This is a genomic window from Wolbachia endosymbiont of Pentalonia nigronervosa (genome assembly GCF_014534705.1).
Lineage (GTDB): Bacteria > Pseudomonadota > Alphaproteobacteria > Rickettsiales > Anaplasmataceae > Wolbachia.
In genome coordinates this window covers 31855-57844 of the sequence record NZ_JACVWV010000001.1, presented here as the reverse complement: position 1 = coordinate 57844, position 25990 = coordinate 31855, and the positions used below count along the sequence as shown (strand labels likewise).

Sequence of the window (25990 nt, the reverse complement as noted above, 5' to 3'; positions counted from 1 at the left end):
CACTTGTACTTTATTCGCGCTAAAGTAAGATTATATTTTGCTTAATAGTTTTTTATGCTTCACGAAGAATGCGGAGTATTTGGTATAAGTTGTGGTAACAATGCTGCGTTTAACTCCATATTAGGTCTTCATGCTTTGCAACACAGAGGTCAGGAGTCTTTTGGTGTAGTTACAAGCCAAAACGGCAAGGTGTATTCTTATCACTTTCCAGGTCAAGTAAGTAGTGTATTAGATGACATAGATGAAATAAAAAGTTCCCTACCTGGAAATTATGCAATAGGTCATGTGCGGTACTCAACAAGTGGAAGCAAATACGGAGTACAACCGATGCTTAGCAGCAGTAAATTTGGTGATTTTGCTATAGCACACAATGGTAACTTAATTAAGACTCAAGCATTGCGTGAACAATTGATTCAAAAAGGATGTATTTTTCAGTCAGATATAGATACAGAAATAGTGTTACATCTGGTAGCAGCCAGTACTAAAGACACTTTCTTAGAGAGTTTTATAGATGCATTAAAGCAGGCACAAGGTGCTTATTCTTTTGTAGCAATTAACCAAGATATGGTCATTGGAGTACGTGATCCTGCAGGAATTAGACCTCTTGTTTTGGGTAAATTGAATGATTCTTATGTACTTGCATCTGAAACCTGCGCTCTCGATATAGTAAATGCAAGTTTTGTGAGAGAAATAAAACCTGGTGAGTTGGTAACTATCGATAGAAATGGTAAATTAACTTCAGTCTTTCCTTTTTTACAACAAAAATCAAGTTTTTGTGTTTTTGAGTTTATCTATTTTTCTAGACCGGACAGTATCATGGAGAATAGGTCTATATACGATATAAGAAAAGCAATAGGAAGAACACTTGCAAAAGAAAGTCCTCAAGACAGTAATGCAGATATAGTTGTACCAATACCTGATTCCGGTATACCAGCAGCTATTGGATATTCTGAGCACTCAGGATTACCTATGGAGCTTGGGATAATTCGCAATCATTACATAGGAAGAACTTTCATACAACCAACTGCTGAGGTGCGTAAAGTAAGAGTAAAACTAAAATATAACGCCAATAAACATATCTTAAAGGATAAAAATATAGTTTTAATAGATGACAGTATAGTGCGAGGCAGCACATTAAAAAATATAATACTTATATTGAAAGATGCAGGGGTAAAGCAAATTCACTTAAAAATTTCAAGCCCACCTATTAAATACTCCTGTTTTTATGGAATAGATACACCTGATTGCAAAGATCTAGTTGCAGCAAATCTATCCATAGAGGAAATGAAAGAAAGTATCGGAGTCGATAGTTTAGCTTTCTTGAGTATTGAAGGGTTATATTATGCTGTTAAAGAGGAAAAGCGTAATAGTACTGCACCACAATATTGCGATGCCTGTTTCACTGGTAATTATCCGATTGGTACATAACAGCATCGGATTTAAGAAAAAATCAACCGTTATAAGATAGCATACCATCCTAAACAACTAAAACAGTGAGGGATAACTTATGAATATTAAAAAATATTTATTGATTCAAGCTATAAAATCTAACAACAAGAAAATTGTAAACTTTACTTTGAGTGCCTTTAATACATTAGACAAAATTTTTTCATATTTTAAAAAAGAAAAATCTGTCAGAAGTAAAGACAATAAATACTTAAATGATGCACTTACATATGCTATAAAAAATCTTAAAACTGACATAGTAAAATTGCTTGTCAATGCAGGAGCTGATGTCAATTCACTTGATAAAAATAAGAGAAATGCTATAACACATGCTGTTGAAAGACTAGCGATCTCAAGAAATTTGATATTAGATCCATCAAAAAACTTACCAGAGGAGATAATCTTTCATCCTATAATAAGATTTTTATTAGAAAAAGGTTCTGAATATGATCATACAGATGAAATAAATACTAAAAGAAAGCACACTTTAGTGAATATAGAGCGTCCACTTCCACCAACACCTCAACAAAAAACTGAAGCACAATTTATGGATAATAAGATTATTTATGATAAGATAGATGATTTACAAGATACTAACTCTTTACCTCAGGAACCTATATATGCCGAAGTAAATTCTGCCATAGAAAGCAAAGTAATAGAACAAAAGAGATCTGACATGCAGGACAAGTCATTAGAACAAGAACCTATATATGCTAAAGCAGACTTTGCTGCAAAAAGAATGGCGAGAGAACACCGCGCAGAAGATAAAAAATCAAAACCTGTTATTATAGGTGCTCACCTAAAAGATGGCAGATATGTTTCTATAAATCATGAGCAATCTTTAACACCGCAAGATAAAGACAGTATATCTCGGGACAGTGGTTACATTAGTAGTGAAGAAAAGCCAGAAAAAGAGCCTGTTAAAGACACTCCTTGCTGTAAAAAGGGACTAGTACAAGAAGGACTAGTACGAAAAAGAATAAACCAGTTCACACAATTGAGTGGACAAACACAAAAAATAGAACCTGAAACTCGTCTCACGCAAATAACGCACCAAAGTGCTCGCACTGGTATGATGAGGGGATAAATTCATTTGACTTATTTTATTAAACATATAAAATAAAACTTAATGTATAAATAAAGGTTAACATGGCAGTTAAAATAAGATTGGCAAGGTTTGGAGCAAAAAAGCGTCCTTTTTATAGAATTGTTGTTGCTGACTCACGAGCACCAAGAGATGGACGTTTTATTGAGAGAATAGGACAGTATGATCCTATGTTGCCGAAGGATAACAAGAATCGCGTTGTAGTAAAAGCTGACAGGTTAAAATATTGGTTAAGTGTGGGTGCACAAGCAACTGATAGAGTTTTATGGTTTATTAAAAAGGGTATAATACATTCAGAAGCAGAAGAGAATAAGGTATAAGAAAAATTTCTCGATGCTAATTTATGCAGAATCTAGATAGCACTACATCTTCCGATTTGCTCATAATGGAAGATTTTATCCTTAATAATATTGATATCAGCAATAAACAAGTTTCACTTGCTACTAATATTATCTCGAACCTAATAAAATCAGGTGGAAAGAAAATAAGACCTAAACTTATTTTTATAATATGCAAGATGCTAAACTATTCAGGAGAAAATAAGATTAACGTTGCTGCTGCTGTAGAGTTTATACACAATGCTACCTTACTTCATGACGATGTGCTGGATGAAAGTGACGTACGTCATGGAATTGAAACAACAAATAAAATATGGGGAAATAAGTTGAGCATTTTGGTTGGTGATCTATTATTAACCATGGCATTTAGGTGGCTTATAGAATGTGGAAATTTAAATATTTTATCCATTTTATCTGAAGCATCGTATTCACTTGTAAATGGTGAAATAAAGCAAATGAGTACACAATTTGATCCCAAAATAATGAGGCAAAATTATTTTTATATTATTGAGAAAAAGACAGCATCTTTATTTTCTGCATGCTGTGAAGCTGCCTCTGTTGTGTCTGGTGCAACAGACAATGAGATAACGAAATTGAAGGACTTTGGTTTCAATTTTGGTATAGCATTTCAGATAATTGATGATGTACTAGATTATATTGCTAATCGCAGTATTTCCGGAAAGCAAACAGGAAAGGACTTTCTTGGTGGCAGAGTAACATTACCTGTAATTATAGCATATGAGCAAGGTAGTCCAAAAGAGCAAGAATTTTGGCAAAAATGTTTTTCTTCCAACGAGCATGATTTTGATCAAGCTTTGCATTACATAGAAAAGCATAACGCCATTCGGCTTTCCATAGAAAAAGCGAAACACTATATTAACATTGCAAAAAGTAATATAAGCACCTTTGCTGATTCTGTTTATAAAAGCATTTTAATTGACTTTTTAAATTCAAGCATAGAAAGACAAATGTAGTTGATATTTTTAGATTAATCGCTATATATTTATGTAGGTTCTTAAGAGAAGTAATATGTCAGAGCAAGAAAAAAAGAAGAAATTTGTTAATATGGTCAATAAGCAAAAAGTTAATAGTCCACCAGATAATAATGAGCAAATAGGTGACTTAAACGAAGAATTGAACATATTAAAAGAACGCGCAGCTCAACTTGAGGATCATCTGCGTCGTGCTATCGCAGACAATGAAAATATCAAACGTATAATGCAAAAACAAGTTAAAGATGCAGGAGATTATTCTATGACGAGTTTTGCACGTGATATGATTGATTCATGCGATAATTTAAAGAGAGCAATAGAAAATTTGCAAGATGGAGACCCTGTTCATGAAGGAGTTAAGGTAGCTCATCAAAAAATTATGAACGATTTAAGAAAACATGAGATAGAAGAAATAAGTCCACTTGGCGAGCCTTTTGACAGCAACTTACATCAAGCCGTTATAGAAAAAGAGGATAACGAAAAGGAGCCTGGTACTATAATAGAAGTTTTACAAACTGGTTACACAATAAAAAAGAGATTACTTCGCCCTGCAATGGTAATTATCTCTAAAAAATCAGATAACAATTAAGCAATGCGAGAGATTGTTTTTTCAGGTATTCAGCCAAGTGGAACAATACATTTAGGTAATTATCTTGGTGCAATTAAGCAGTGGGTAGACTTACAGAGTAAATATAAATCTCTTTTTTGCATTGTTGATATGCATGCAATTACAGCTAATAAGCTTCCTGCAAGTGAGTTGAAAAGTAACATTTTGAAAATGGTGGCAGCTTACGTTGCATGTGGAATCAACCCTGAAAAAGCCATTATTTTTAATCAATCTACAGTTAGTAGCCATGCCGAATTGAGCTGGTTACTTGGTTGTTACACACCGATTGGTTGGCTTAACCGCATGACTCAATTTAAAGACAAAGCTGCTGGTGATAAGAATAAATCCTCTTTAGGGCTATATAGTTATCCAGTACTTATGGCTGCAGATATTTTGCTCTATAAAACCAAATATGTTCCTGTTGGTGACGACCAAAAGCAACACCTGGAAATTACACGTGATATTGCATCAGCTTTTAATAATCACTACAAACAAGATTATTTTGTTTTACCTGACACCCTCACTACAAGTAGTTTGTTGAGGATAATGAGCTTGAGAGACGGTACAAAAAAGATGAGTAAGTCTGATACTTCTGATTATTCACGCATTAATCTTGATGATTCAAATGACTACATTTCTAGTAAGGTAAAAAAAGCAAAAACAGACTTAATCACAGGTTTTGATTTAACAGATCGGCCAGAGATATGTAACATGGTCAGTATTTATTCATTGCTTAGTAATATCGATATAGACGAAGTGTGCGAACAAATGAATAAGCATAACATGGAATACTTCAAAAAAGAATTGGCTGATCTAATTATCAGTGTTTTGTCACCTATACGTGAAAAGATGCATAATCTGCTGGAAGACAGGTGTTACTTACACAAAATACTCGAAAAAGGCACAAAAAGAGCAGCAGAAATCGCCACCAGAAATATAAAAGAAATCAAGGACATTATAGGCTTTGTTCAGTAATCATCTGCATTAGATTGTTCTACATTCTCATTAAAATGTATTGATTTATCTTTCTTTTCCTTATATTCTTCCGCTGTATCTAAGGGTTGCTTTTTAGCTGTAATCTGCGGCCATTTTTTTGAATACTCTGCATTGATATTATAAAATAACCTAAAAGTTTTTTGTTCACTGGTAAGTAGCTCATCACCTAAGTCTTGAATGTCTTTTGTAGAATCGTCAGTAACAATTGCATCTACTGGACACTCCGGTATGCATACCCCACAATCAATACATTCATCTGGATTGATCACAAGCATATTTTTACCTTCATAAAAACAATCAACAGGGCACACTTCTACACAATCTGTATATTTGCATTTTATGCATTTATCTGTAACAAAATGTGTCATAAAAGATATATATATTTGTATAATATTTAGGTACACTAAACTGATGAATAATTCAAGTCTTCTGATGAAATATTTATTAATATATATTATAATTTAGATATTAATACTTTATTAAATATTTTTATACTAAACTATAGGTTGTATTAATAGAGATGAATTCTTTTATGAAGATAAATAAACTAAACAATAAAGAACTGGCAATATGGGTAAGCTTAGCAAGAACTGTTGGACCTACAAAATTTTTTAATTTGCTAAGAGCTTCCGGGTCACTGAACAATGCATTTGAATACTTTAGCAGACTAGATAATAAAAAAGTATATGGAATTCAAGATGCACAGAAGGAAATCGATCACACAGAGAAAATAGGAGCTAAAATTATACCTGCATGTGATCCAAATTATCCTGATTTTTTAAGAAATATATTAGATTGTCCACCTATAATCACTGTACTAGGTGATATATCATTATTAAATCGTGAGATTATTGCAGTCATTGGTGGGCGTAACTCTTCAATAAATGGTCGAAATTTTGCCAATAAGCTGGCACTTGATCTAAGTGAAGCTGGTTTTGTAACTGTTTCTGGACTTGCAAAAGGAATTGATACTGCAGCAAATAGTGTGATATATAAAAATCACCCAACAATTGCCGTTATGGCAAGTGGAATTGATATAGTATATCCAAAAGAGAATTTAGCTTTATATAAAAAAATCATCGAAAACGGAGGATTAGTAATTACTGAACTGCCACTTGCTACTCAACCTAAACCACAATATTTTCCTCAAAGAAATCGCATTATATCTGGTTTATCATTGGGTGTCGTGGTAGTTGAAGCATCGAAACATTCTGGTTCTTTGACAACTGCAAATTTTGCTTTAAATCAAGGAAGAGACGTTTTTGCAGTTCCTGGTTTCCCTTTAGATTCACGCTATGGCGGAAGTAACTATTTAATTAAAAATGGCGCTAAACTTATTGAATCCGCTGATGATATAATAGAAAGCATTAAATTTAACTTACCTCCACATCAAAAAAGTTTTTTTGACACTCAGGCTTTGGATCTAAGTAAAAAAGATATCAAGCAAGAGAAATTACAACAAGCAAAGTCAGTAATTGTTGATTATATCAACTCCGTACCTATTGATGTAGATGAACTTATATTAGCAAGTGGACTATCTGCCAATACGGCTTTAATGGCTCTTTTAGAACTAGAACTGGAAAATAAAATAGAGCGTTCACCAGGAAATAAAATATCACTAATCTTTGATGCTGGGTGATTCCTTCCTTAGGAGGAATAATGATCTTTAAAATTATCATGTTTTATATTACAATAATCTTTTATTTCTTTAAAGGTTCATGAAATTTACATTATCTTGGTTGTTAGAATATTTACAAACAGATGCTAATTTAGAAGAAATCACTGAGAAGTTAACTCACATAGGGTTAGAAGTAGAAAATGTTGTGGATAATTCAACGTTAGCTAAGTTTGTTGTTGCAGAAGTATCAGAAGTTAAATCGCATCCAAACGCTGATAAATTAAAATTATGTCAAGTGAATGACGGAAGTAAAATTCTGCAAATAGTTTGTGGAGCAAATAACGTTAGAAATAATATGAAAACAGTGCTTGCATCAGTAGGTAGTACACTGCCGGAAAGTAACTTTACAATTAAACCCACAAAAATACGTGGTGTATTAAGTGAAGGAATGCTCTGCTCCGCTTCCGAATTGGCACTAACTCAAGAGGAGAGTGAAGGAATAATAGAACTTTCCGATGATTACACAGTGGGAAGCAAGTTTTTTAATTGTGATTCTGTAATCGATGTTAATATCACCCCAAATCGTGGAGATTGTTTGAGCATCTATGGAATAGCTCGAGATTTAGCTGCAACTGGAATCGGTGAACTGAAAATTGTAAGTATTCCACAAATCACTAGTTCTATAAATTCATCGATCGATGTTGAAGTAACTGACGGACAAAGTTTCATCAGTGGCAGGTATCTTGCCAATGTAAAAAATAAAAAAAGTCCAAAATGGTTAAAAGATAGACTAGAATCAATAGGAATTCGTTCTATTTCCACAATAGTTGATATCACTAATTACATTATGATATCCTTTGGTCGCCCAATGCATGCATATGATGCAGACAAAATAGATAAAAAACTTACAGTAAGGAAAGCAGGCAATAAGGAGGTCTTTACTGCTTTAAATGGGAAAGAATATTTACTTGATAGTGATATAAATGTTATTTCTGATAATCAGAGTATCCATGCGATTGCTGGAGTCATAGGCGGAAAGCACAGCGAATGTACCCTTGAAACTACTAATATCTTTTTAGAATCTGCATGGTTTGATCCGGTTTCCATTTCAAGGCAACTAAACATCTCAACAGACTCTAGCTATAGGTTTGCAAGATCAGTTGATCCAGGCTTTGTTACCGCTGGACTTGATCTTGCAACTAAAATGATTATAGATTTATGTGGTGGTGCAGCTTCAGATATAGTATCTGCCGGTAGTTTAGAAAAGAAAGACCATTACATTGACTTTAACTATCAAGATGTCAGTAAACTTGGAAGTGTGATAATATCTCCTGATGAAATATTCAACATCTTAACAAGATTAGGATTTAAAGTTGAAAAAGACAACTGGAATGTTCGAGTTCCAAGCTGGAGACCAGATGTTACCATGCCTGTCGATCTAGTTGAAGAAGTTGTAAGAATATATGGCTACGAGAAGATAAAAGAAGAGCAACTAACTAGCAACGCTGAAGTTATAATTAGTGTATATGATAATTTACGTATTTTACTGTCAAGCAGAGGATTCTGTGAAGTACTTACTTGGTCATTTATGAGCAGTTCAATAGCCGAAAGGTTTGGATACGCGGACAAGCTATTTACTATTGAAAATCCATTTAATAGTAATTTTAATATAATGAGGCCAAGTATAATACCAAACTTACTGCAAGTTGCAGCTGATAACGTTGTGCGTGGCTCATCTGATCTCATGATTTTTGAAATTGGACCCACATATGAAAATAAGGATGTTTTAAGTCAACCTAAGTATGTTTTAAGTGGAATAAGATCAGGAAATAACTTATCAAAAAGCCATTATAATATTGATAGAGAAATAGATGTTTTTGATGCAAAGGCTGATTTTATGTCGATTTTAGAATTTTTCAATATCAATTGTGACAAATTAACAATAGAAAAAACAGACAAAAAATATTATCATCCAGGAAAATCAGGTGCTTTCTCCTTTAAAAATAAGATAGTAGGCTATTTTGGAGAGTTACACCCAAGTGTAATAGATTTTTTTGAAATCAAGAAGAAAGTTGTAGGCTTTGAAGTAATTTTAGAAAACATACAAAACTTACATATTAATAAAGAAAAATTTGTTGATTATAAGTACCAAAATGTCAAACGCGATTTTGCGTTCATAATAGATAAAGAGGTAAAAATAGGCAACATAATCAACACAGTAAAGAAAAGTTCAGAGCTCATTATAGAGGTTCTAGTGTTTGATATATATCATGGAAGTAATATAGAGCCTAATAAAATGTCTATAGCACTATCGGTTACTTTTTGCTCCCCAACTCATACCCTCACTGAGGAGGAAATTCAAAAGGAGTCCAAAGCAATAGTTGATTTAGTGTGTGAAAGTACTGGAGGTATTATTAGATAATAGACCTAAAAGATTTAGTACAAAGCAGCAAAATAAAGTATTTTTAAATCACCCGAAATTCACTTGTGACAATGCTACAATTATTATCTGCAATTTCTAACATACCACGATCTATCATAAATTTTTCTTCTTTTTGGTTATTCATTTTTACAACCACTTCACCAGATAGTATACAAATTAAATAAGGTGCATGATTAGCTTGAATCATAAGCTTGCCTTCCATTCCATTTACTAAAACAGATAACACTCTATCAAATGAAATATAATTATCAGGAGAAAAAAACTTTACTTTAAAAGCATTCATATTAACTCTTTTGCTTTTTGAATTGCTTCATCTATATTTCCTACCATATAAAACGCAGCTTCTGGCAAATGATCATATTTACCTTCAATAATACCCTTAAAACTAGAAACAGTATCAGCAAGTGAAACAAACTTGCCAGGCATACCAGTAAATACTTCTGCAACATGAAAAGGTTGAGAAAGGAATTTTTGAATCTTACGCGCCCTATCAACAATAATTTTATCCTCATCAGACAACTCATCCATACCAAGTATAGCAATAATGTCTTGCAAAGATTTGTAAGTCTGCAATATACGCTTCACTTCAGAAGCAACCTTATAATGTTCCTCACCAATTATCTCAGGTGACAAAGATTGAGAAGTTGAATCAAGTGGATCAACAGCAGGATATATTCCCATTTCAGCTATCTGCCTCGACAACACCGTAGTAGCATCAAGGTGAGAGAAAGTAGTTGCTGGAGCTGGATCAGTTAAATCATCTGCAGGAACATATATAGCTTGAACAGAAGTTATAGAGCCTGAAGTAGTCGAAGCTATCCTTTCTTGCATCATACCCATATCAGTTGCCAACGTTGGTTGATAACCAACAGCTGATGGTATTCTTCCAAGCAATGCAGAAACTTCAGAACCAGCTTGAGTAAACCTAAAGATATTATCCACAAAAAACAATACATCTTGACTTTCACGATCACGGAAATACTCCGCCATAGTAAGTGCTGTTAAAGCAACCCTAGCTCTTGCTCCAGGAGGTTCATTCATTTGACCATATACCAGAACAGCTTGAGATTTTTCATACTCATCTATATTTATTACATTTGAAGTAATCATCTCATGATAAAGATCATTACCTTCACGAGTCCTCTCCCCTACTCCTGCAAACACAGAAAACCCTTTATGAGCCTTTGCTATGTTGTTAATTAATTCCATTATTAAAACAGTTTTACCAACTCCAGCACCACCAAACAGACCAATTTTGCCTCCTTTGAGGTAAGGTGCAAGAAGATCTATAACTTTTATTCCCGTAACTAAAACTTCTTCCTGTATCTTTTGTTCAGTAAAACTTGGTGGGTCCCTGTGTATAGGTTCTAAGATAAATTCCCCATTCAGTGGGCCACGCTCATCTATGAGCTCTCCAACAACATTAAAAATTCTGCCTAAAGTTGCACGTCCAATCGGTACTGATATCGGAGCACCTGTATCCACAAATTCATCGTTTCTCGATACACCATTTGTACTATCCATCGCAATGCAACGCACCACATTATCACCTACATGTTGTGAAACTTCTAAAATTAATTCCTTACCCTTATATTTCAAATTACTTTTTAAAGCATTAAATATCTTAGGTAGTTCACCTTCAAATCTTAAATCAATAACTGCTTGAGTTATTTTTATTACTTTCCCTATATTTAACTTTGTATTTTTACCGCTTGACACTACAAAAAACTCTTTAAAAAATAAATTCTATATTATTCATAAGGATTTTGCAACATTATTTGCTAATTACGCCTGATTATAAACAGTGCAAATGCGTTCAATACCCATGTAATAATAAATAACACTAAACTAAGTGCATATGCAGCCAAAGTATGTGCACTACTAAAATCCTGATCTCCAGTAAGCAATGTCGCAATTTGTACAGTAATAGTAGTAACCGAACGTAGAGGATTGAAAGTCAAATTTGCATTAATTCCAACAGCCATTAATACAATCATAGTTTCACCTACAGCTCTAGAAATGGATAATAAAACCGCACTTAAAATTGTAGGCATTGCATAAGGTATCACTATATGCCATATAGTCTCTGCTGGAGTTGCACCTAACGCCATGAAGCCATAACGCAGACTTTTCGGAACAGACCTTATTGCATCTTCTAATAAAGAAATAAAAAAAGGAAGAATCATAATTCCAATCGACAGACCCGCAACTAAAGCACTTTCTGAATTTATATTCAAACCAAATAAACCTACTGCTTGCTTGACAGCAAAGGATAAAAAAACTATTGAAAAATATCCGTACACGACTGTAGGAATAGCAGATAAAATCTGTAAAGTTGTATTAATTATATAACGCATTTTTTTATTAGCATATTCACTGATATATATTGCAGCAAATAAACCTAATGGAATAACAACCAACATTGCCACAATGGTTATAAGCAACGTGCCAACTAAAAGTGGTGCCATACCAAAACACCCTGATTTCTCTTCACTAGTTACATTGTGATCCCACTTCAAACAAAACAAAAATTCTGAAACAGCTACTTTATCAAAAAAACTAATAGACTGAATAAAGATAGATAACATTATAAATAAGGTAATAAAAACCGATATAGCTAAAGCTATAAATAGTATAAATTTTGCTATTTTATATTTTTTATTTTTAAAAATAAAAGAAAGTAAAAAAAGAAATAATGCTATAATTACAAGATAATTATTACAGAAAATTAATAAACAAATTAATATCCATAAACAACTAAGATATAAATAAGATTTTACCTTACTCATCTTTTGAAATTCATCCCTAAAGCAGAATAAAAGAGTAAGCAGCGCAAATATGAGTAAAACTGGTTTCACGTTAAAAATAAATTCATCAAATTTCATCTTACAATAGTACTATATAAATTAACCATTGTTTGACAATAAAGTAAAATAATCTAAAATAACTATTATATTAATATAAAAACAATGAAGAGAACATTTCAACCAAAAAATTTAATCAGAAAACGTAGGCATGGGTTTCGTACACGTATGGAAACAAGAGCTGGAAGAAAAATTCTAAACAGACGTCGCTCATTAGGGTGTAATAAACTATGCGCATAATAAGCATAAAAAAAAAGATTTTTCTCTAGCATTTAAAAAGAAACTGATACCTAGTAGTTCTTTCTATCGTGGGTTTTATATGTCATTGTATGCGATAAAAGAAATAGAATCTAAAAAGTACACTGATACAATTAGAGTAGGTTTAGCTGTTGGTAAAAAAATGGGAAAAGCAACAAAAAGAAATAAAATAAAAAGACAACTTCGCATGCTTACCAAAACAATATTAAATATAAGCAATATAGGGTATTATTACATAATATTAACTCACAAGAGCATTACCCAAACAAATTATCATAATTTACAAAAAGATCTAACTATTTGCCTTAAAAAAATAAAGTAAAAAAATTTCTCAAAAGGTATTTACAACTGCTTTGATTATGATAACATAAGTAAAGTTTTTAAAATAGATTAATGGGTGTTTAATGGCAGGGGAAAAATTTACAAGGAAAGAATTTAAAGAACAACAAACGCTTAGATGCAGTTTGAGAAGAGATGTAACATCAACACTGGCACAAACAAAAAAGCTTGTCTATGATTCTTTAAAGAAAAAGACAGAAGTAGAATTAAGTGCAGGCCATATCTTACATCAGTCTACAGATGCTACATCAATGACACAAGTACAGCCTTCCCATGCACTTACTCAAAAGGGTACACCCTTAAAAGTAAATACTATTATTGCACAAGAAAAAAAGCAAAGACAACGTAGTTAAGATTTTTATGTGAAGTTTTAAAATGAAATAAAGAAAGTTTTTATAAACTTGGCAGCGACCTACTCTCCCTTTTCAAGTACCATCAGCGCTAAAAAGTTTCACTTCCGAGTTCGAGATGAGATCGGGTGTTTCATCTTTGCTATAGCCACCAAGTCAATAAAAACTTTCTTTAATTTAATATTTAACACTACATATACACATATATCAAGCAAATAAATCAATCAGGCTATTAGTACTAGTTAGCTTAACATGTTACCATGCTTACACACCTAGCCTATCAACGTGGTAGTCTTCCACGGCCTTAATTGGGAAATCTTTTTGAAGAGGGTTTCTTGCTTATATGCTTTCAGCAATTATCCCATCTATACATAGCTACCCAGCGATGCTATTGGCATAACAGCTGGTACACCAGAGGTATATCCATCTCGGTCCTCTCGTACTAGAGTCAGACCTTCTCAAATTTCCTTCACCCACGGCAGATAGAAACCGAACTGTCTCACGACGTTCTAAACCCAACTCACGTATCACTTTAATCGGCGAACAGCCGAACCCTTGGGACCTTCTCCAGCCCCAGGATGTGATGAGTCGACATCGAGGTGCCAAACGGTGTCGTCGCTATGAACGCTTGAACACCATCAGCCTGTTATCCCCGGCGTACCTTTTATCCGTTGAGCGATGACCCTTCCATACAGAATCACCGGATCACTATGACCGACTTTCGTCTCTGCTTGGCTTGTCAGCCTTGCAGTCAGGCAAGCTTATGCCATTATACTATTAAGCTGATTTCCGACCAGCTCTAGCTTACCTTCGCACGCCTCCGTTACTTTTTAGGAGGCGACCGCCCCAGTCAAACTACCCACCATACAATGTCCTAGTTCCAGATAATGAAACATAGTTAGATATCAAAAGTGTGAAGGGTGGTATCTCAATGACAGCTCCATTATAGCTAGCGCCATAACTTCAAAGCTTCCCACCTATCCTGCACATCACACTTTTAACAGCAATGTAAAGCTATAGTAAAGGTGCACGGGGTCTCTTCGTCTAACCGCGGGTACCCCGCATCTGCACGGGGAATTCAATTTCGCTGAATTGATGTTGGAGACAGTGGAGAAATCGTTACGCCATTCGTGCGGGTCGGAACTTACCCGACAAGGAATTTCGCTACCTTAGGACCGTCAGTGTTACGGCCGCCGTTTACTGGGGCTTCAATTCAGAGCTTGCACCCTTCCTATTAACCTTCCAGCACCGGGCAGGCGTCAGACCCTATACTTCCACTTACGTGTTTGCAGAGTCCTGTGTTTTTAGTAAACAGTCGCTACTCCCTATTTTGTGCCACCTACCAATAGTTGCCTAAAAGCAGGTTACCCTTCTTCCGAAGTTACAGGTATAATTTGCCGAGTTCCTTCAACATCATTCTTTCAACACCTTAGTATACTCTACTCATCCACCAGTGTCGGTTTACGGTACGGCCTCATAAATATAAGTGCTATTTCCTGGAGCTTCTTTTAAGCATAAGTCAATCCAATAAGACCTATACAAATACGAAACCCGTCACACTTAAGAGGTTTAGGAATATTAACCTAATTGCCATCGACTACTCCTTTACGGACTCGCCTTAGGAACCGACTAACCCTACGCAGATTAACTTAACGTAGGAAACCTTAGATTTTTGGTGAGAGTGTTTTTCACACTCTTTTACGCTACTTATGTCAGCATTCTCACTTCCGATATCTCGAGCAGTCTTCTCAAACTACCTTCACAGACTTACGGAACGCTCCGCTACCGCGCCTATTGATCTTGATCAATAGGCGCTCACATCTTCGGTATACAGCTTTAGCCCCGGTACATTTTCAGCGCAGAAAAACTTATTTAGACAAGTGAGCTGTTACGCTTTCTTTAAAGGATGGCTGCTTCCAAGCCAACCTCCTAGCTGTAATGGTTTTTCTACTTCCTTCCCCACTTAGCTGTAATTTTGGGACCTTAGATAGTGATCTGGGTTGTTTCCCTTTCCACCACGGACTTAGCACCCGCAGTGTGTCTGCTGTATAATTAATTGTTGGTATTCGGAGTTTGGTTAGATTTGGTAAGACGGTGAATCCCCCTAGTCTATCCAGTGCTCTACCCCCAACAACATACATACAACGCTCTACCTAAATAGATTTCGCGGAGAACCAGCTATTTCCAAGTTTGATTGGCCTTTCACCCCTAATCACAACTCATCCAATAATGTTGCAACATTAACTGGTTCGATCCTCCAGTGTGTTTTACCACACCTTCAATCTGGTCATGACTAGATCACTTGGTTTCGGGTCTAATCCATAAAACTAAACGCCCTATTAAGACTTGCTTTCGCTATGCCTACACCTAACGGCTTAAGCTTGCTTCATAGATTAACTCGCTGACCCATTATGCAAAAGGTACGCTGTCACTCTAATATAAACTCAATACAAGATTGCTCTTGTAGAAAAATATAGAGCTCCAACTGTTTGTAAGCACTTGATTTCAGGATCTATTTCACTCCCCTCCCGGGGTTCTTTTCACCTTTCCCTCACGGTACTCGTTCACTATCGGTCGTTAAGGAGTATTTAGGCTTGGAGGATGGTCCCCCCATGTTCAAACAGGATTTCACGTGTCCCGCCCTACTCGAGGATTTAAAAACTTTCTACTTATACAGGACTATCACCTTCTATGGTTACTATTTCCAGAGTATTTTAATTCTTATTTTTAAATCACTAGCCTTTTCCGCGTTCGCTCGTCACTACTAACAGAATCTCTTTTGATTTCTTTTCCTTTGGCTACTTAGATATTTCAGTTCACCAAGTTTGCTTTATACATTTATTCAATGTATAATAACTAGCTAAACTAGTTGGGTTTCCCCATTCGGAAATCTGCGGATCAAAACTTGTTGACAATTCCCCGCAGCTTATCGCAGCCTGCCACGTCCTTCATCGCCTCTTAACGCCAAGGCATCCATCAAGTGCTCTTAATAATTTATTTACCTGACTATATGCAGAATATGTAGAGTTAAATATTAAAAAAATTGAACTGAGATTAAATTAATCTCTACCATAAAACTTGTCAAACATCAAAAACTTACTTTCTCAATGGTATAAAACAAAAAACAGTGTGTCAATATTTTTTTATGCACAAAACATTTACTTATGCTGACAACATTAATATACTAATAATTCTGTGGTAAGTAATCTAAATAAACATGCAATATAAAGTAAAAATTAATGAAAAAATATTTTGATTAAAAATCAATTTGTATGAAAATGATGGAGTATCTAGAAATATGAAAAACAGTATGTCCCTTATAAGGAATGCAATTTTAAGTTTTATGCGTAAACTCATTGGTGTATTCAATATTAGGAGGATTTTATATTTTTTTGTAAATAAGTGTAACTCCTTCCATGAAGAAATAACAATACTTTGTGAAAAGTCTAAAAATCTCTTAGATACTAATGTTGAAATAGGTCTATATCATTTTTATAAGGGTAACATATCAGACGCTAAGCTGCGGTTTTGGGTGATTGGTATATTTCGTGCAAACTCACCTATAGTTTGGTATAATATAGGAAGATGTCATTTTGCAACAGGCAACATAAACAAAGCCTACCATTACTTTGCAAAAACACTGAAGTTGGATAGCACCCATGAAGAAGCATCTTACTATATAAAAAAAATGACAAATCCAACACTAATTCAAGAAATACCTAAAAATCTTATCAAGCAATACTTCGATTACACAGGTGAATACTTTGTTGAACATTGGTTGATTGCTAAACAATATAGAGGACATGAACTTATATACATGGCAATCACAAAAATTTTTAACAACGATTGTAACTCTAAACTCAACATACTAGATCTTGGTTGTGGCACCGGAATATGTGGTCATTTTTTAAAGATACACAATGTTGGAAGTCATATTACAGGAATTGACATTTCAAATAGGATGCTAAATATTGCAAGGGGATGTTTCATAAAGGGAAAAGCAGTTTACAATGAATTAATTCATATGGAAATAACTGATTTTCTTAAGAAAGAAAAAAAACATAAATATGATGTTATTATTTTTGCTGAAGTCATGCATTATTCACAAAAATTCCAATTAGAACTGGTAAAAAAATTTATAAGTAAAAAAGGAGCTATCGTATGTTTAGTAAGAAGAAAGGAAGGTGATGAAGTTGATTTTGTAAATAGAGGAGATTACTTCCGTCACTCAGAAAGCTATGTTAAACATGTTGCACAAGAAATAAATATGCAAATAAGTTATATCAGTTACTGTAAGATATATGGAAGTCAGGTTGACGGTATTTTATTTGTATTACAACATCAACAAAAAAATTCAGAGACTTTAATTAAAGATTAAAAAGCATTACCATTAAAATTACTTGGACTTAGAGAATGCCCATAAAAAACAGAGGAATATTATGAACAAAACTATTATTAATCCTGAAAAGGATAGTAAATTAACTGATTTTGGAAAAGCAGTTTTATCAGATAGATATTTAATAGAAAATGAAAGCTATCAAGACCTATTCATGCGTATTTCCCATTACTATTCTGATAATTCAGAACATGCAGAACGTATTTATTACTACATGAGTAACTTATGGTTTATGCCTTCAACACCAATACTCAGCAATGGCGGAACAGAGAGAGGATTACCAATTTCTTGCTTTCTTAATGAAACTGAAGACAGTTTGCAGGGAATAGTTGACCTGTGGAATGAAAATGTCTGGCTTGCTGCACGTGGAGGAGGCATAGGCAGCTATTGGGGAAATTTACGCTCAATAGGAGAAAGTGTAAAAGGTAGCGGTAAAACATCAGGTATTATACCATTTATTGTAGTGCAAAACGCTTTAACACTTGCAATTAGTCAGGGATCTTTACGCAGGGGTAGTTCAGCAGTTTACCTTCCAGTATCTCACCCAGAAATAGAAGAATTTTTAGATCTGCGTAAACCAACAGGTGGAGATCCAAATCGCAAAGCACTCAACATACATCACGCTGTAATAGTGCCAGATAAATTTATGCAAGCTGTTGAAGATGACCAAGGGTGGGATTTAATTAGCCCTCGTGATAATAAAGTCATCTCAACTTTAAGGGCGCGTGATATATGGATAAAAATACTAACAGCAAGAATTGAAACCGGGGAGCCTTATATTATTTTCACCGATGCAATAAATAAAAATAAACCTGAGTCTTACAGGAAGTTAGGCTTAGATATTAAGATGTCAAACCTGTGCAGTGAAATAACTTTAACTACAGGTTATGACCACCAAGGAAAATCTCGAACTGCTGTGTGTTGCTTATCGTCCTTAAATCTTGAATATTATGAAAAATGGAAAGACAACACACTCTTTATAGAGGATGTAATGCGCTTTCTAGACAATGTTTTAGAAGATTTTATAAAAAAAGCACCAGACACAATGCAGCGTGCAAAGTATTCCGCTATGAGAGAACGTAGTGTTGGCCTTGGTGTAATGGGCTTTCATTCACTTTTACAAAGCAAAATGATTCCATTTGAATCTGTCACGGCAAAACAATGGAACAAACAAATATTTAAACACATACGTGAACAAGCTGATACAGTTTCTCAAAAACTCGCAAATGAAAAAGGGCCTTGCCTTGACGCAAAAGAAGTTAATTTAATGGAAAGATTCACGCACAAACTGGCAGTTGCCCCAACTGCTTCAATCTCCATAATAGCAGGTAATACCTCACCTGGAATAGAACCATATGCAGCAAACGTTTTTATACAAAAGACACTAACAGGTTCATTTGTTGTACGAAACAAATTTTTACAAAAATTATTAGCAGAAAAAAATCAAAACAACGACAAAATATGGTCTTCAATTTCAACCAACGAAGGTTCTGTACAGCATTTGGATTTCCTCAATGAACAAGAAAAATTAGTCTTTAAAACAGCCTATGAGCTTGATCAAAGGTGGATCATAGAACATGCAAACGACCGAACTCCTTATATTTGCCAATCTCAATCAGTAAATTTATTCTTAGCTGCAAATATACATAAGCGCTATTTACACAGAATACACATGCTTGCTTGGAAAAATGGACTAAAGAGTTTATATTATTGCAGATCTAAATCAATGCAAAGAGCTGATAAAGTTTCACACGATATATTCACAAAAAATGAAATATTACAACCAAAAACAGATATCAACTATGATGAATGTTTATCATGCCAGTAGTTCATTGTTTCTGATAATGTATGAGTTTTTAATGTCATTCCAGCAATGCTGGAATGACAGAAGTTTACTACTCAGTTAAAATGTATTTCTTCCCCTCCCTCCCCTATCTACTAGGGACTTGCTGCGCATTAATTTTGATACATGAGATTCATCATCTAATTTTCCTCCTATTGTATGTGAAAAACCTTTCTGTTCATTAGATTGTCCAGTGCTGACTCTAGATCCATTTTGACCTAATTCATTTTCAGGTTTTGATATACCTGAGTGGCCTTCTAACCCATTACCATCTGCAGCTTGTGGTATACCCTTTCTTTGTTGTTCCTCCATCCACCTACGCATAGATCCTTCTTTCATTTGATCTAAAATATGACCAAATGGTTTTTTTATGTCTTGCTTTTGAGCTGGGTTTATTGGAGCTTCTATATCCAAGTACTCCAGAGTTTGCTTAGTCATCTTACTCCTGTCAGTAGGCTTCAATCCACTCTCCTTCTCAGATAAGTCTAGCATTGAAAAATCCTTTTCTGTTGGCTGTTGTAAAGTTGGTAATTCTTTTTGACCTAATTCATTTTTAGGTTTTGATATACCTGATTGGCCTTCCAATCCATTACCATCTGCAGCTTCCTCTCTTTTTTTCTCCATCCACCTACGCATAGGTCCATCTTTCATTTGACCTAAAATATGATCAAATGGTTGTTTTATACCTTGCTTTTGCTTCAAGAGTAGTAGCCTTGCTTCTAATTCTTTCGGATCGAATATAGTTAGATTGCTATAAGCTCTCGGAGATAATCCCAAACCGGAATCTAACTGCTCAGTTTGAGCATTACTAGCACTAGGTGACTTCAATCCCATGTTTGGCTCTGCAAGTTTGCCCTTCAATTCACGATTAAATTCCTGCAATGTACTCTGACCTCCTATACCCTTATTACCAGTAGGAGATGAAACACCGGAATCTGACTGCTCAGTTTGAGCATTACTAGCACTAGGTCCCATGTTCAGCTTTGTGAATCTGTCCTGCAACTTACTATCACCCTCCCCTACGCTTCGATCTCCTATACCTTTATTACCAGTAGGAGATGAAAAGCCAGAATCTAATTTTGTTGAAGTATTTAATTGTGCATTTTTTTTACCTCCATTTTGACCAAAACTACCTAGAAAACCATCCACACTATCTGGAATAGGTGAAGCACTATCACCCTCTATAATACTTGTACTTGGTGATCCGTCTTGCCCATAAACCCAGGAATATTGACTCTTCGCAGACTGCCCAACAAGTTTAGGATCTGTATTTCTTAGATCAGACTGCTCAGTACGTTTAGGAGTACTTGCATTTTTTGGATTCACCCTAGCTTGAAATTCGTCTTCCGATAGTAATCTTGTCGGAGAGTTATCACCTACTTCACGAGACTTTTGCCAATGAAACTGTGCAGTCCATTCAGGAGCATTTATCTTTTTGGAATCAAACAACGAGGAATCTGTATCTCTACTAGACTGCCTAGTAAGTATAGGAGCACTAGGAACACCTGAACCTGTATCTCCATCAGACCAATCAACAACTTTAGGACTTGTCTCACCATCAGACAACTCCATAACTTTAGGACTTGTCTTTCCTTTACTATATCGCAATTTTTTCAACGGGTTACCCTTCTCATCTGTCAATTTGTATCGCACATCAAGTTGAAGAGGTTCTTTACGATTACGAACCCGCTCATGACTGGATGAAGCAATCAAGTCCACTTCGTCTGTCTCTTGCATATTCTCCTGTTCTATCTCTTGTTCTCTATTTCTTCCCTTGTTTATTGCGTCAAATAAAGATAAACCATTTATTGTTACATATTTGTTTGCTTTCAACTGTTCATCAGTAAGACCATTTCTGTCTTCTACTATCTCGCCATCTTTATCAATCACTACTACACCATCCTCACTTATATTGATTGTAATAGTGCATTTCTCTTTACCAACAACCCAGTCCAATGTCATGTCATATGAACCATCAGTGACAGTATAGTTTCTTACTCCATTCGGTGATAAGAAGCCATGCATTCCACCCTTGTCATCATTATGAAATGTTGAAAACCCTGAAATTCCACTATTCTTACAAAAATCACCCTGTAAAAACTCACTTATTTTTAATTCTGCACCATCACTATCTAACTTAATTTGTGCATAATTACCATATACCGCAACTTCCGCAATAATTGGATTTCCATTTTTTGTAATATGCTCGTTAAGCTGTGCTTTAATTTGATTTGGTAAATGTGAAGATTCTTCAGCCTCATTTATAATCTTATCAATCCCCTCATCTAAAATCCCTTCACTTACTAAGACAGTGATTAGGTCATCAGCCGTCTTTTCCTCATTGTTTCTCATCTCAAAACTAGCACCACGTTCTACCAAAAATTTTATTATCTCTTTTAGGTCTTTTTTCGTGTACTTACCTTTTTCTTGTGCTTCATATAAAAAATGCATTAAAGGAGTATTACCATTTTCATCTTGGTGATTAATGTCATTCATACTATATTGTAACACAGCACTGATCATCTCTATTCTGTTTTCACCTTCACAAGTAACAGCATGGTGAAGTAGTGATTTAGATCCATCAGGGCTTTTTATAACGACACCTTCCCCTATTACCATCTCTCTAAAATTTGCAGCATTACCTGATTTTACAATCTCAGACACTTCTGTGTCAAAATTGTTCACCTTTTTGCTATAATTTTTCCAATATTCAAAAAAGATAGCGTAGTTAATGCCTGTATTTTTTGTATCTGTTGTACCCGTCATATATCCTCTACTATTAATCACTTATATAATTATCGTAGCATATGGTTAATTTTTTATTAGACTCTGTGGATAAAATTTGTGCAAGTTATAAAATAGGCTTTTATGATGGGAAAGACTTAAAATTCTTAAAGACCTGACTCCATATGAATTTATACGTAAACTAGTGCCTGACACTAAACCACACTTTACATCACCAAAGGTTTTGCAAATACTGTTGTGTTAAAACATACTATACTTTTTTTTTACTTTATTAAAAAATCCTTCGGGTTGCTGATTCAAACTTTCACTTTCTTCCAACGCTTTTAACAGCTCAATTTGTTTTTTCGTTAAATTTTTTGGATGTAAAGTTTCAACTATTACTTGTACATATAAATCACCGCGGGTATGTGAATTGATATACGGCATACCCTTTTCTCTGCAGCGCAGCTTAGTACCAGTTTGAGTACCTTCTGGCACCTTTATTTTTATTTTTGCACCATCAATCGACTGTACTTCAATTTCACCACCAAGTGCTGCTAAAGTCATCCTTACAGGCACTTTACAGTGTAAATGCGCCATATCTCTAGTAAAAACTTTGTGTGGAGCTATTTTCACACATACATACAAATTCCCGTTCTTACCGCCTCTTGCTCCAGCTTCTCCTTTATCACTGACTTTTACTTTTGTACCATCTTCTACACCTTTTGGAATTGAAACTGATATGTTCACTTCATCTCTTCTACGCCCATTACCACTACATTTTTTGCATTTATTGTGTATTATTTTCCCTTCACCATAACACGTGTGACATGTTCTTTCTATAGTGAAAAACCCTTGTTGGCTTCTCACTCTACCACTACCTTGACATGTGCTACATTGCACTGGTTTAATTGCGCCCTCGCTTCCTGTACCTTGACATGAATCACACCTTACATTCGTTACATAATGTATAGGAGCTTGTATACCTTGAAATGCATCCTCTAGAGTAATTTTAAGATCATAACGCAAATCCGCCCCTGGCGTTCCTTGACTTTCTGTATTCCTCTTCGCACGTGGTCTATTCCCAAAACCTCCACCAAAAAAATCATTAAATATATCACTAAAATCCCCTGCAGAACTAAAACCTTGATTGAAATCAAATCCACCATCAGCACCTGCATGTCCGTAGTTATCATATCCAGCTCTCTTATTAGAGTCCGATAAAACTTCATAGGCGGCTGTTATTTCTTTAAACTTTTGTTCTGCTTCTTTGTTACCAGGATTTCTATCAGGGTGGTACTTTAATGCTAATTTCTTATACGATTTTTTTATTTCATCAACATTGGCGTTTTTATCCACCCCAAGTAACTCATAGTAGTCTTTTTCCATATATAATAATTTAGTCCCTGTTTTAAGAATAAGATAGGTATTTTATGTATTAATTTCAAGCACTTAACTAAAGCATTCGTCATCAAATAAAAGAGGTTTTTATATCACCCTAATATATAAAACCACATAAATGCACCCTGAGCGACTTGAACGCCCGACCTTTTGATCCGTAGTCAAATGCTCTAATCCAACTGAGCTAAGGGTGCCCTTAATAATAAACTGTAGCAGATTCCCTGATTCGATTCAATGAGTTTAATTAAATATTGTATTAGGCGCATAGTCCACAAAGCATGATCAAGAGCTTGAAGTTGTGATTCTTAAACTGCTGCCTTACAATTGCCAGTCATTGCAATTTTTTTTACTACTACATTGTATAAGTGTGACTCTTACGGGATTTGAACCCGTGTTACCACCGTGAAAGGGTGGTGTCCTAACCACTAGACGAAAGAGTCAATGTGCATTAAGTAAGTTTATATTAACTACACATAACGCATAAAGTCAACTCAATTATTTTCAACTCTAACCATCCTTACCCTTTTTCTGGGTATGGTCACTATGAGTTAATTATATTATATTGATAAACTAACTATGCTAAGTATAATGAATGATAAATTTAAAAAATTACTAAGAGACCTTATATGAAAAGTTTGTTAATACTTTTTGGGAGGATAGTAGGTAAAGTCTTCCCTAGTAAAACAATTAGTTCTTTTTTAGGAGTAGGATATTTACCAAGTTGGCAAAGTTATTGGTCTGCTTTCTTAGCATTGTTCACTGTTGATATGATACTAATTCTCACTTATGGCAGCAGATATTTATTATATGCAACGCCAAGTTCAGGCATGGTAGTGGCTGCTATTCTCATGAAAATAGCAGTAGGGATGCTAGGTGTTCAAATAATAGCAATACTCATTTTGCACGCTCAAGATCCTTCAGCAAACAGTGGCGAAAGCATAGTCATACAGATAGCTTCAGGGCAAATATTAACTGTAGCATGTTCAATGCCAGCAATAATATCTATCTATTATTGCATCAGTAAATTCTACGGAAACATATGTAAACAAATACTTCAATGTCCTATTTGGTTTAATGATTTTATGCATTTTGTATTTCTTCTTATGATACCTTATATATTTTTTAATATTATAGAAGTAATTAAACCATGGCCAATAAGTTCAATACAGTTAGGTTATAATAATGCTATATCAATTACTCTCGAGGGAATTGTGCAGACTTTTTATGCAATAATATTACTATATTTAACAGCATTCATATTCTGTGAGCTAACTATATCTAGTGCAATAGCTTTCAATACTAGTGTAATTCAACATGTACAAGAAAATTTATTGGCTTTCAAAGATTACTTATATAGTATTCTATGAAAAATAAATATTGAATTATGCATAGTTATTTATATATTAAACACAAAAGGTATACAATTTAGTGAATTTACAAAACATAATAAAAGAGTTACAAGCTTTCTGGTCCAATGAAGGGTGCACCATATTGCACCCATATACATCTGAAGTTGGGGCTGGCACACTACATCCGGCGACAATTATGTCAGCAATTGATGCAAAACCAACCAAGATTGCATATTTACAGCCAGTCATTAGACCTGCAGATGGGCGTCATGGAGATAATCCTAATCGCTTATATCAACATCATCAATATCAAGTGCTAATAAAGCCGTCTGTTGATAATTTACAAGATCTTTATCTTGCTAGTCTAGAAGCAGTTGGAATATCAACTAAAGATTATGATATAAAATTTATTGAAGATGACTGGGAAAACCCAAGTGTTGGTGCATGGGGACTCGGATGGGAAATTGTATGCAATGGCATGGAGGTTACACAATTTACTTATATACAACAAGTTGGCGGGGTTGACTGTAGTATGATTCCTGGAGAAATTGCATATGGATTAGAACGCTTGGCGATGTGCATACAAAACGTAGATAATATCTATGATATAATTTGGAATGATCATGGTGTGACCTATGGAGATATTTTTAAGCAGAGAGAATATGAGTTCTCCCATCTAGCATTGGAGTACTATGAAACAAAGGTAGTGCAACAACAATTTGAAGATACGGAAAAGTTATGTAAATTTCTTGTTGAGAAAGAAATGCCACTAGCAGCCTATGAACAATGTATTAAAACTAGCCACCTACTTAATTTACTTGATGCAAGAGGCGTATTGGGTGTAAATGAACGTACAGCATATATAGGTAGGGTTAGAGAGCTGACAAAAAAATGTTGTGAATTATACATGAGTAAATAGCA

21 protein-coding genes, 2 tRNA genes and 2 rRNA genes are annotated in these 25990 nt (G+C 34.7%); 15 read left to right on the top strand and 10 right to left on the bottom strand.

Annotation, left to right across the window (positions count from 1 at the left end; genetic code table 11):
• Window positions 1–54 precede the first annotated feature (54 nt).
• The 6 genes from purF to trpS all read left to right on the top strand — a co-directional run bounded on the left by purF (window position 55) and on the right by trpS (window position 5463).
• Complete coding sequence (gene purF, locus IC220_RS00275; RefSeq protein WP_188152615.1) at window positions 55–1428, top strand: amidophosphoribosyltransferase; 1374 nt, start codon at window positions 55–57, stop codon at window positions 1426–1428.
• Between the two features lie 79 nt (window positions 1429–1507).
• On the top strand, window positions 1508–2533 hold the full coding sequence (locus IC220_RS00270; protein WP_188152614.1) for an ankyrin repeat domain-containing protein: 1026 nt from the start codon (window positions 1508–1510) through the stop codon (window positions 2531–2533).
• A 62-nt stretch (window positions 2534–2595) separates the two neighbouring features.
• The gene (gene rpsP / locus IC220_RS00265) at window positions 2596–2871 is read left to right on the top strand and encodes a 30S ribosomal protein S16 (RefSeq protein WP_188152613.1); all 276 of its coding nucleotides are present in this window, start codon (window positions 2596–2598) and stop codon (window positions 2869–2871) included.
• A 23-nt stretch (window positions 2872–2894) separates the two neighbouring features.
• Entirely contained in the window at window positions 2895–3863 is a 969-nt protein-coding gene (locus tag IC220_RS00260) for a polyprenyl synthetase family protein (RefSeq protein WP_188152612.1), read from the top strand.
• 55 nt (window positions 3864–3918) lie between these two features.
• Window positions 3919–4470: a nucleotide exchange factor GrpE gene (locus IC220_RS00255; RefSeq protein WP_188152611.1), complete on the top strand. Its 552-nt coding sequence runs from the start codon at window positions 3919–3921 to the stop codon at window positions 4468–4470.
• 3 nt (window positions 4471–4473) lie between these two features.
• Window positions 4474–5463: a tryptophan--tRNA ligase gene (gene trpS, locus IC220_RS00250; RefSeq protein WP_188152610.1), complete on the top strand. Its 990-nt coding sequence runs from the start codon at window positions 4474–4476 to the stop codon at window positions 5461–5463.
• Here the strand turns inward: trpS and IC220_RS00245 are convergent.
• Entirely contained in the window at window positions 5457–5852 is a 396-nt protein-coding gene (locus IC220_RS00245) for a ferredoxin family protein (RefSeq protein ID WP_188152609.1), read from the bottom strand. The two genes, trpS and IC220_RS00245, sit on opposite strands and share 7 nt — an antisense overlap.
• Before the next feature lie 164 nt (window positions 5853–6016).
• Between IC220_RS00245 and dprA the strand changes: the two genes are divergently transcribed.
• A complete protein-coding gene (gene dprA, locus IC220_RS00240; protein ID WP_188152608.1) occupies window positions 6017–7123 on the top strand; it encodes a DNA-processing protein DprA in 1107 nt (368 codons plus the stop codon).
• Between the two features lie 79 nt (window positions 7124–7202).
• Window positions 7203–9524, top strand: coding sequence for a phenylalanine--tRNA ligase subunit beta (gene pheT / locus IC220_RS00235; protein ID WP_188152607.1), 2322 nt, complete (start codon window positions 7203–7205; stop codon window positions 9522–9524).
• 43 nt (window positions 9525–9567) lie between these two features.
• Here the strand turns inward: pheT and IC220_RS00230 are convergent, their stop codons facing one another.
• The 3 genes from IC220_RS00230 to pstC form a co-directional block, all read right to left on the bottom strand.
• Window positions 9568–9828: a F0F1 ATP synthase subunit epsilon gene (locus tag IC220_RS00230; RefSeq protein ID WP_188152606.1), complete on the bottom strand. Its 261-nt coding sequence runs from the start codon at window positions 9826–9828 to the stop codon at window positions 9568–9570.
• Complete coding sequence (gene atpD / locus IC220_RS00225) at window positions 9825–11264, bottom strand: F0F1 ATP synthase subunit beta (protein ID WP_188152605.1); 1440 nt, start codon at window positions 11262–11264, stop codon at window positions 9825–9827. The genes IC220_RS00230 and atpD overlap by 4 nt, the downstream gene beginning before the upstream one ends.
• 62 nt (window positions 11265–11326) lie before the next feature.
• Window positions 11327–12430 carry a phosphate ABC transporter permease subunit PstC gene (gene pstC, locus IC220_RS00220; RefSeq protein ID WP_223158712.1) on the bottom strand — a complete coding sequence of 368 codons (1104 nt, stop codon included), beginning with the start codon at window positions 12428–12430 and terminating at the stop codon, window positions 11327–11329.
• Window positions 12431–12514: 84 nt separating this feature from the next.
• Between pstC and rpmH the strand changes: the two genes are divergently transcribed.
• The 3 genes from rpmH to IC220_RS00205 all read left to right on the top strand — a co-directional run bounded on the left by rpmH (window position 12515) and on the right by IC220_RS00205 (window position 13359).
• Window positions 12515–12649, top strand: coding sequence for a 50S ribosomal protein L34 (gene rpmH, locus IC220_RS00215; RefSeq protein ID WP_188152603.1), 135 nt, complete (start codon window positions 12515–12517; stop codon window positions 12647–12649).
• Window positions 12633–12989, top strand: a complete 357-nt coding sequence (rnpA, locus tag IC220_RS00210) for a ribonuclease P protein component (RefSeq protein WP_188152632.1) — start codon at window positions 12633–12635, stop codon at window positions 12987–12989. The genes rpmH and rnpA overlap by 17 nt, the downstream gene beginning before the upstream one ends.
• 82 nt (window positions 12990–13071) lie before the next feature.
• Window positions 13072–13359, top strand: a complete 288-nt coding sequence (locus IC220_RS00205) for a hypothetical protein (RefSeq protein ID WP_188152602.1) — start codon at window positions 13072–13074, stop codon at window positions 13357–13359.
• A 46-nt stretch (window positions 13360–13405) separates the two neighbouring features.
• Here the strand turns inward: IC220_RS00205 and rrf are convergent.
• Window positions 13406–13512: ribosomal RNA gene (rrf, locus tag IC220_RS00200) — 5S ribosomal RNA — on the bottom strand.
• A 55-nt stretch (window positions 13513–13567) separates the two neighbouring features.
• Window positions 13568–16356 (bottom strand): 23S ribosomal RNA (locus IC220_RS00195).
• Window positions 16357–16654: 298 nt separating this feature from the next.
• On the opposite strand from IC220_RS00195, the gene IC220_RS00190 reads away from it, so the two are divergent.
• Both IC220_RS00190 and IC220_RS00185 read left to right on the top strand, forming a co-directional pair.
• Window positions 16655–17734, top strand: a complete 1080-nt coding sequence (locus IC220_RS00190; RefSeq protein ID WP_188152631.1) for a methyltransferase domain-containing protein — start codon at window positions 16655–16657, stop codon at window positions 17732–17734.
• 22 nt (window positions 17735–17756) lie between these two features.
• Window positions 17757–19580 (top strand): ribonucleoside-diphosphate reductase subunit alpha, encoded by a 1824-nt coding sequence (locus IC220_RS00185; RefSeq protein ID WP_223158711.1) that lies wholly within the window; start codon window positions 17757–17759, stop codon window positions 19578–19580.
• A gap of 75 nt (window positions 19581–19655) precedes the next feature.
• On the opposite strand, the gene IC220_RS00180 is transcribed toward IC220_RS00185, so the two are convergent.
• From IC220_RS00180 to IC220_RS00165, 4 genes are all read right to left on the bottom strand, one after another.
• On the bottom strand, window positions 19656–22361 hold the full coding sequence (locus IC220_RS00180) for a hypothetical protein (RefSeq protein ID WP_188152600.1): 2706 nt from the start codon (window positions 22359–22361) through the stop codon (window positions 19656–19658).
• A gap of 219 nt (window positions 22362–22580) precedes the next feature.
• A complete protein-coding gene (gene dnaJ / locus IC220_RS00175; protein ID WP_188152599.1) occupies window positions 22581–23708 on the bottom strand; it encodes a molecular chaperone DnaJ in 1128 nt (375 codons plus the stop codon).
• A 131-nt stretch (window positions 23709–23839) separates the two neighbouring features.
• A tRNA-Arg gene (locus IC220_RS00170) sits at window positions 23840–23914 on the bottom strand.
• Window positions 23915–24088: 174 nt separating this feature from the next.
• A tRNA-Glu gene (locus tag IC220_RS00165) sits at window positions 24089–24160 on the bottom strand.
• Between the two features lie 186 nt (window positions 24161–24346).
• On the opposite strand from IC220_RS00165, the gene IC220_RS00160 reads away from it, so the two are divergent.
• Both IC220_RS00160 and IC220_RS00155 read left to right on the top strand, forming a co-directional pair.
• A complete protein-coding gene (locus IC220_RS00160; RefSeq protein WP_188152598.1) occupies window positions 24347–25087 on the top strand; it encodes a phosphatidylglycerophosphatase in 741 nt (246 codons plus the stop codon).
• A 61-nt stretch (window positions 25088–25148) separates the two neighbouring features.
• Window positions 25149–25988, top strand: a complete 840-nt coding sequence (locus tag IC220_RS00155) for a glycine--tRNA ligase subunit alpha (protein ID WP_188152597.1) — start codon at window positions 25149–25151, stop codon at window positions 25986–25988.
• The last annotated feature ends 2 nt before the right edge of the window (window positions 25989–25990 follow it).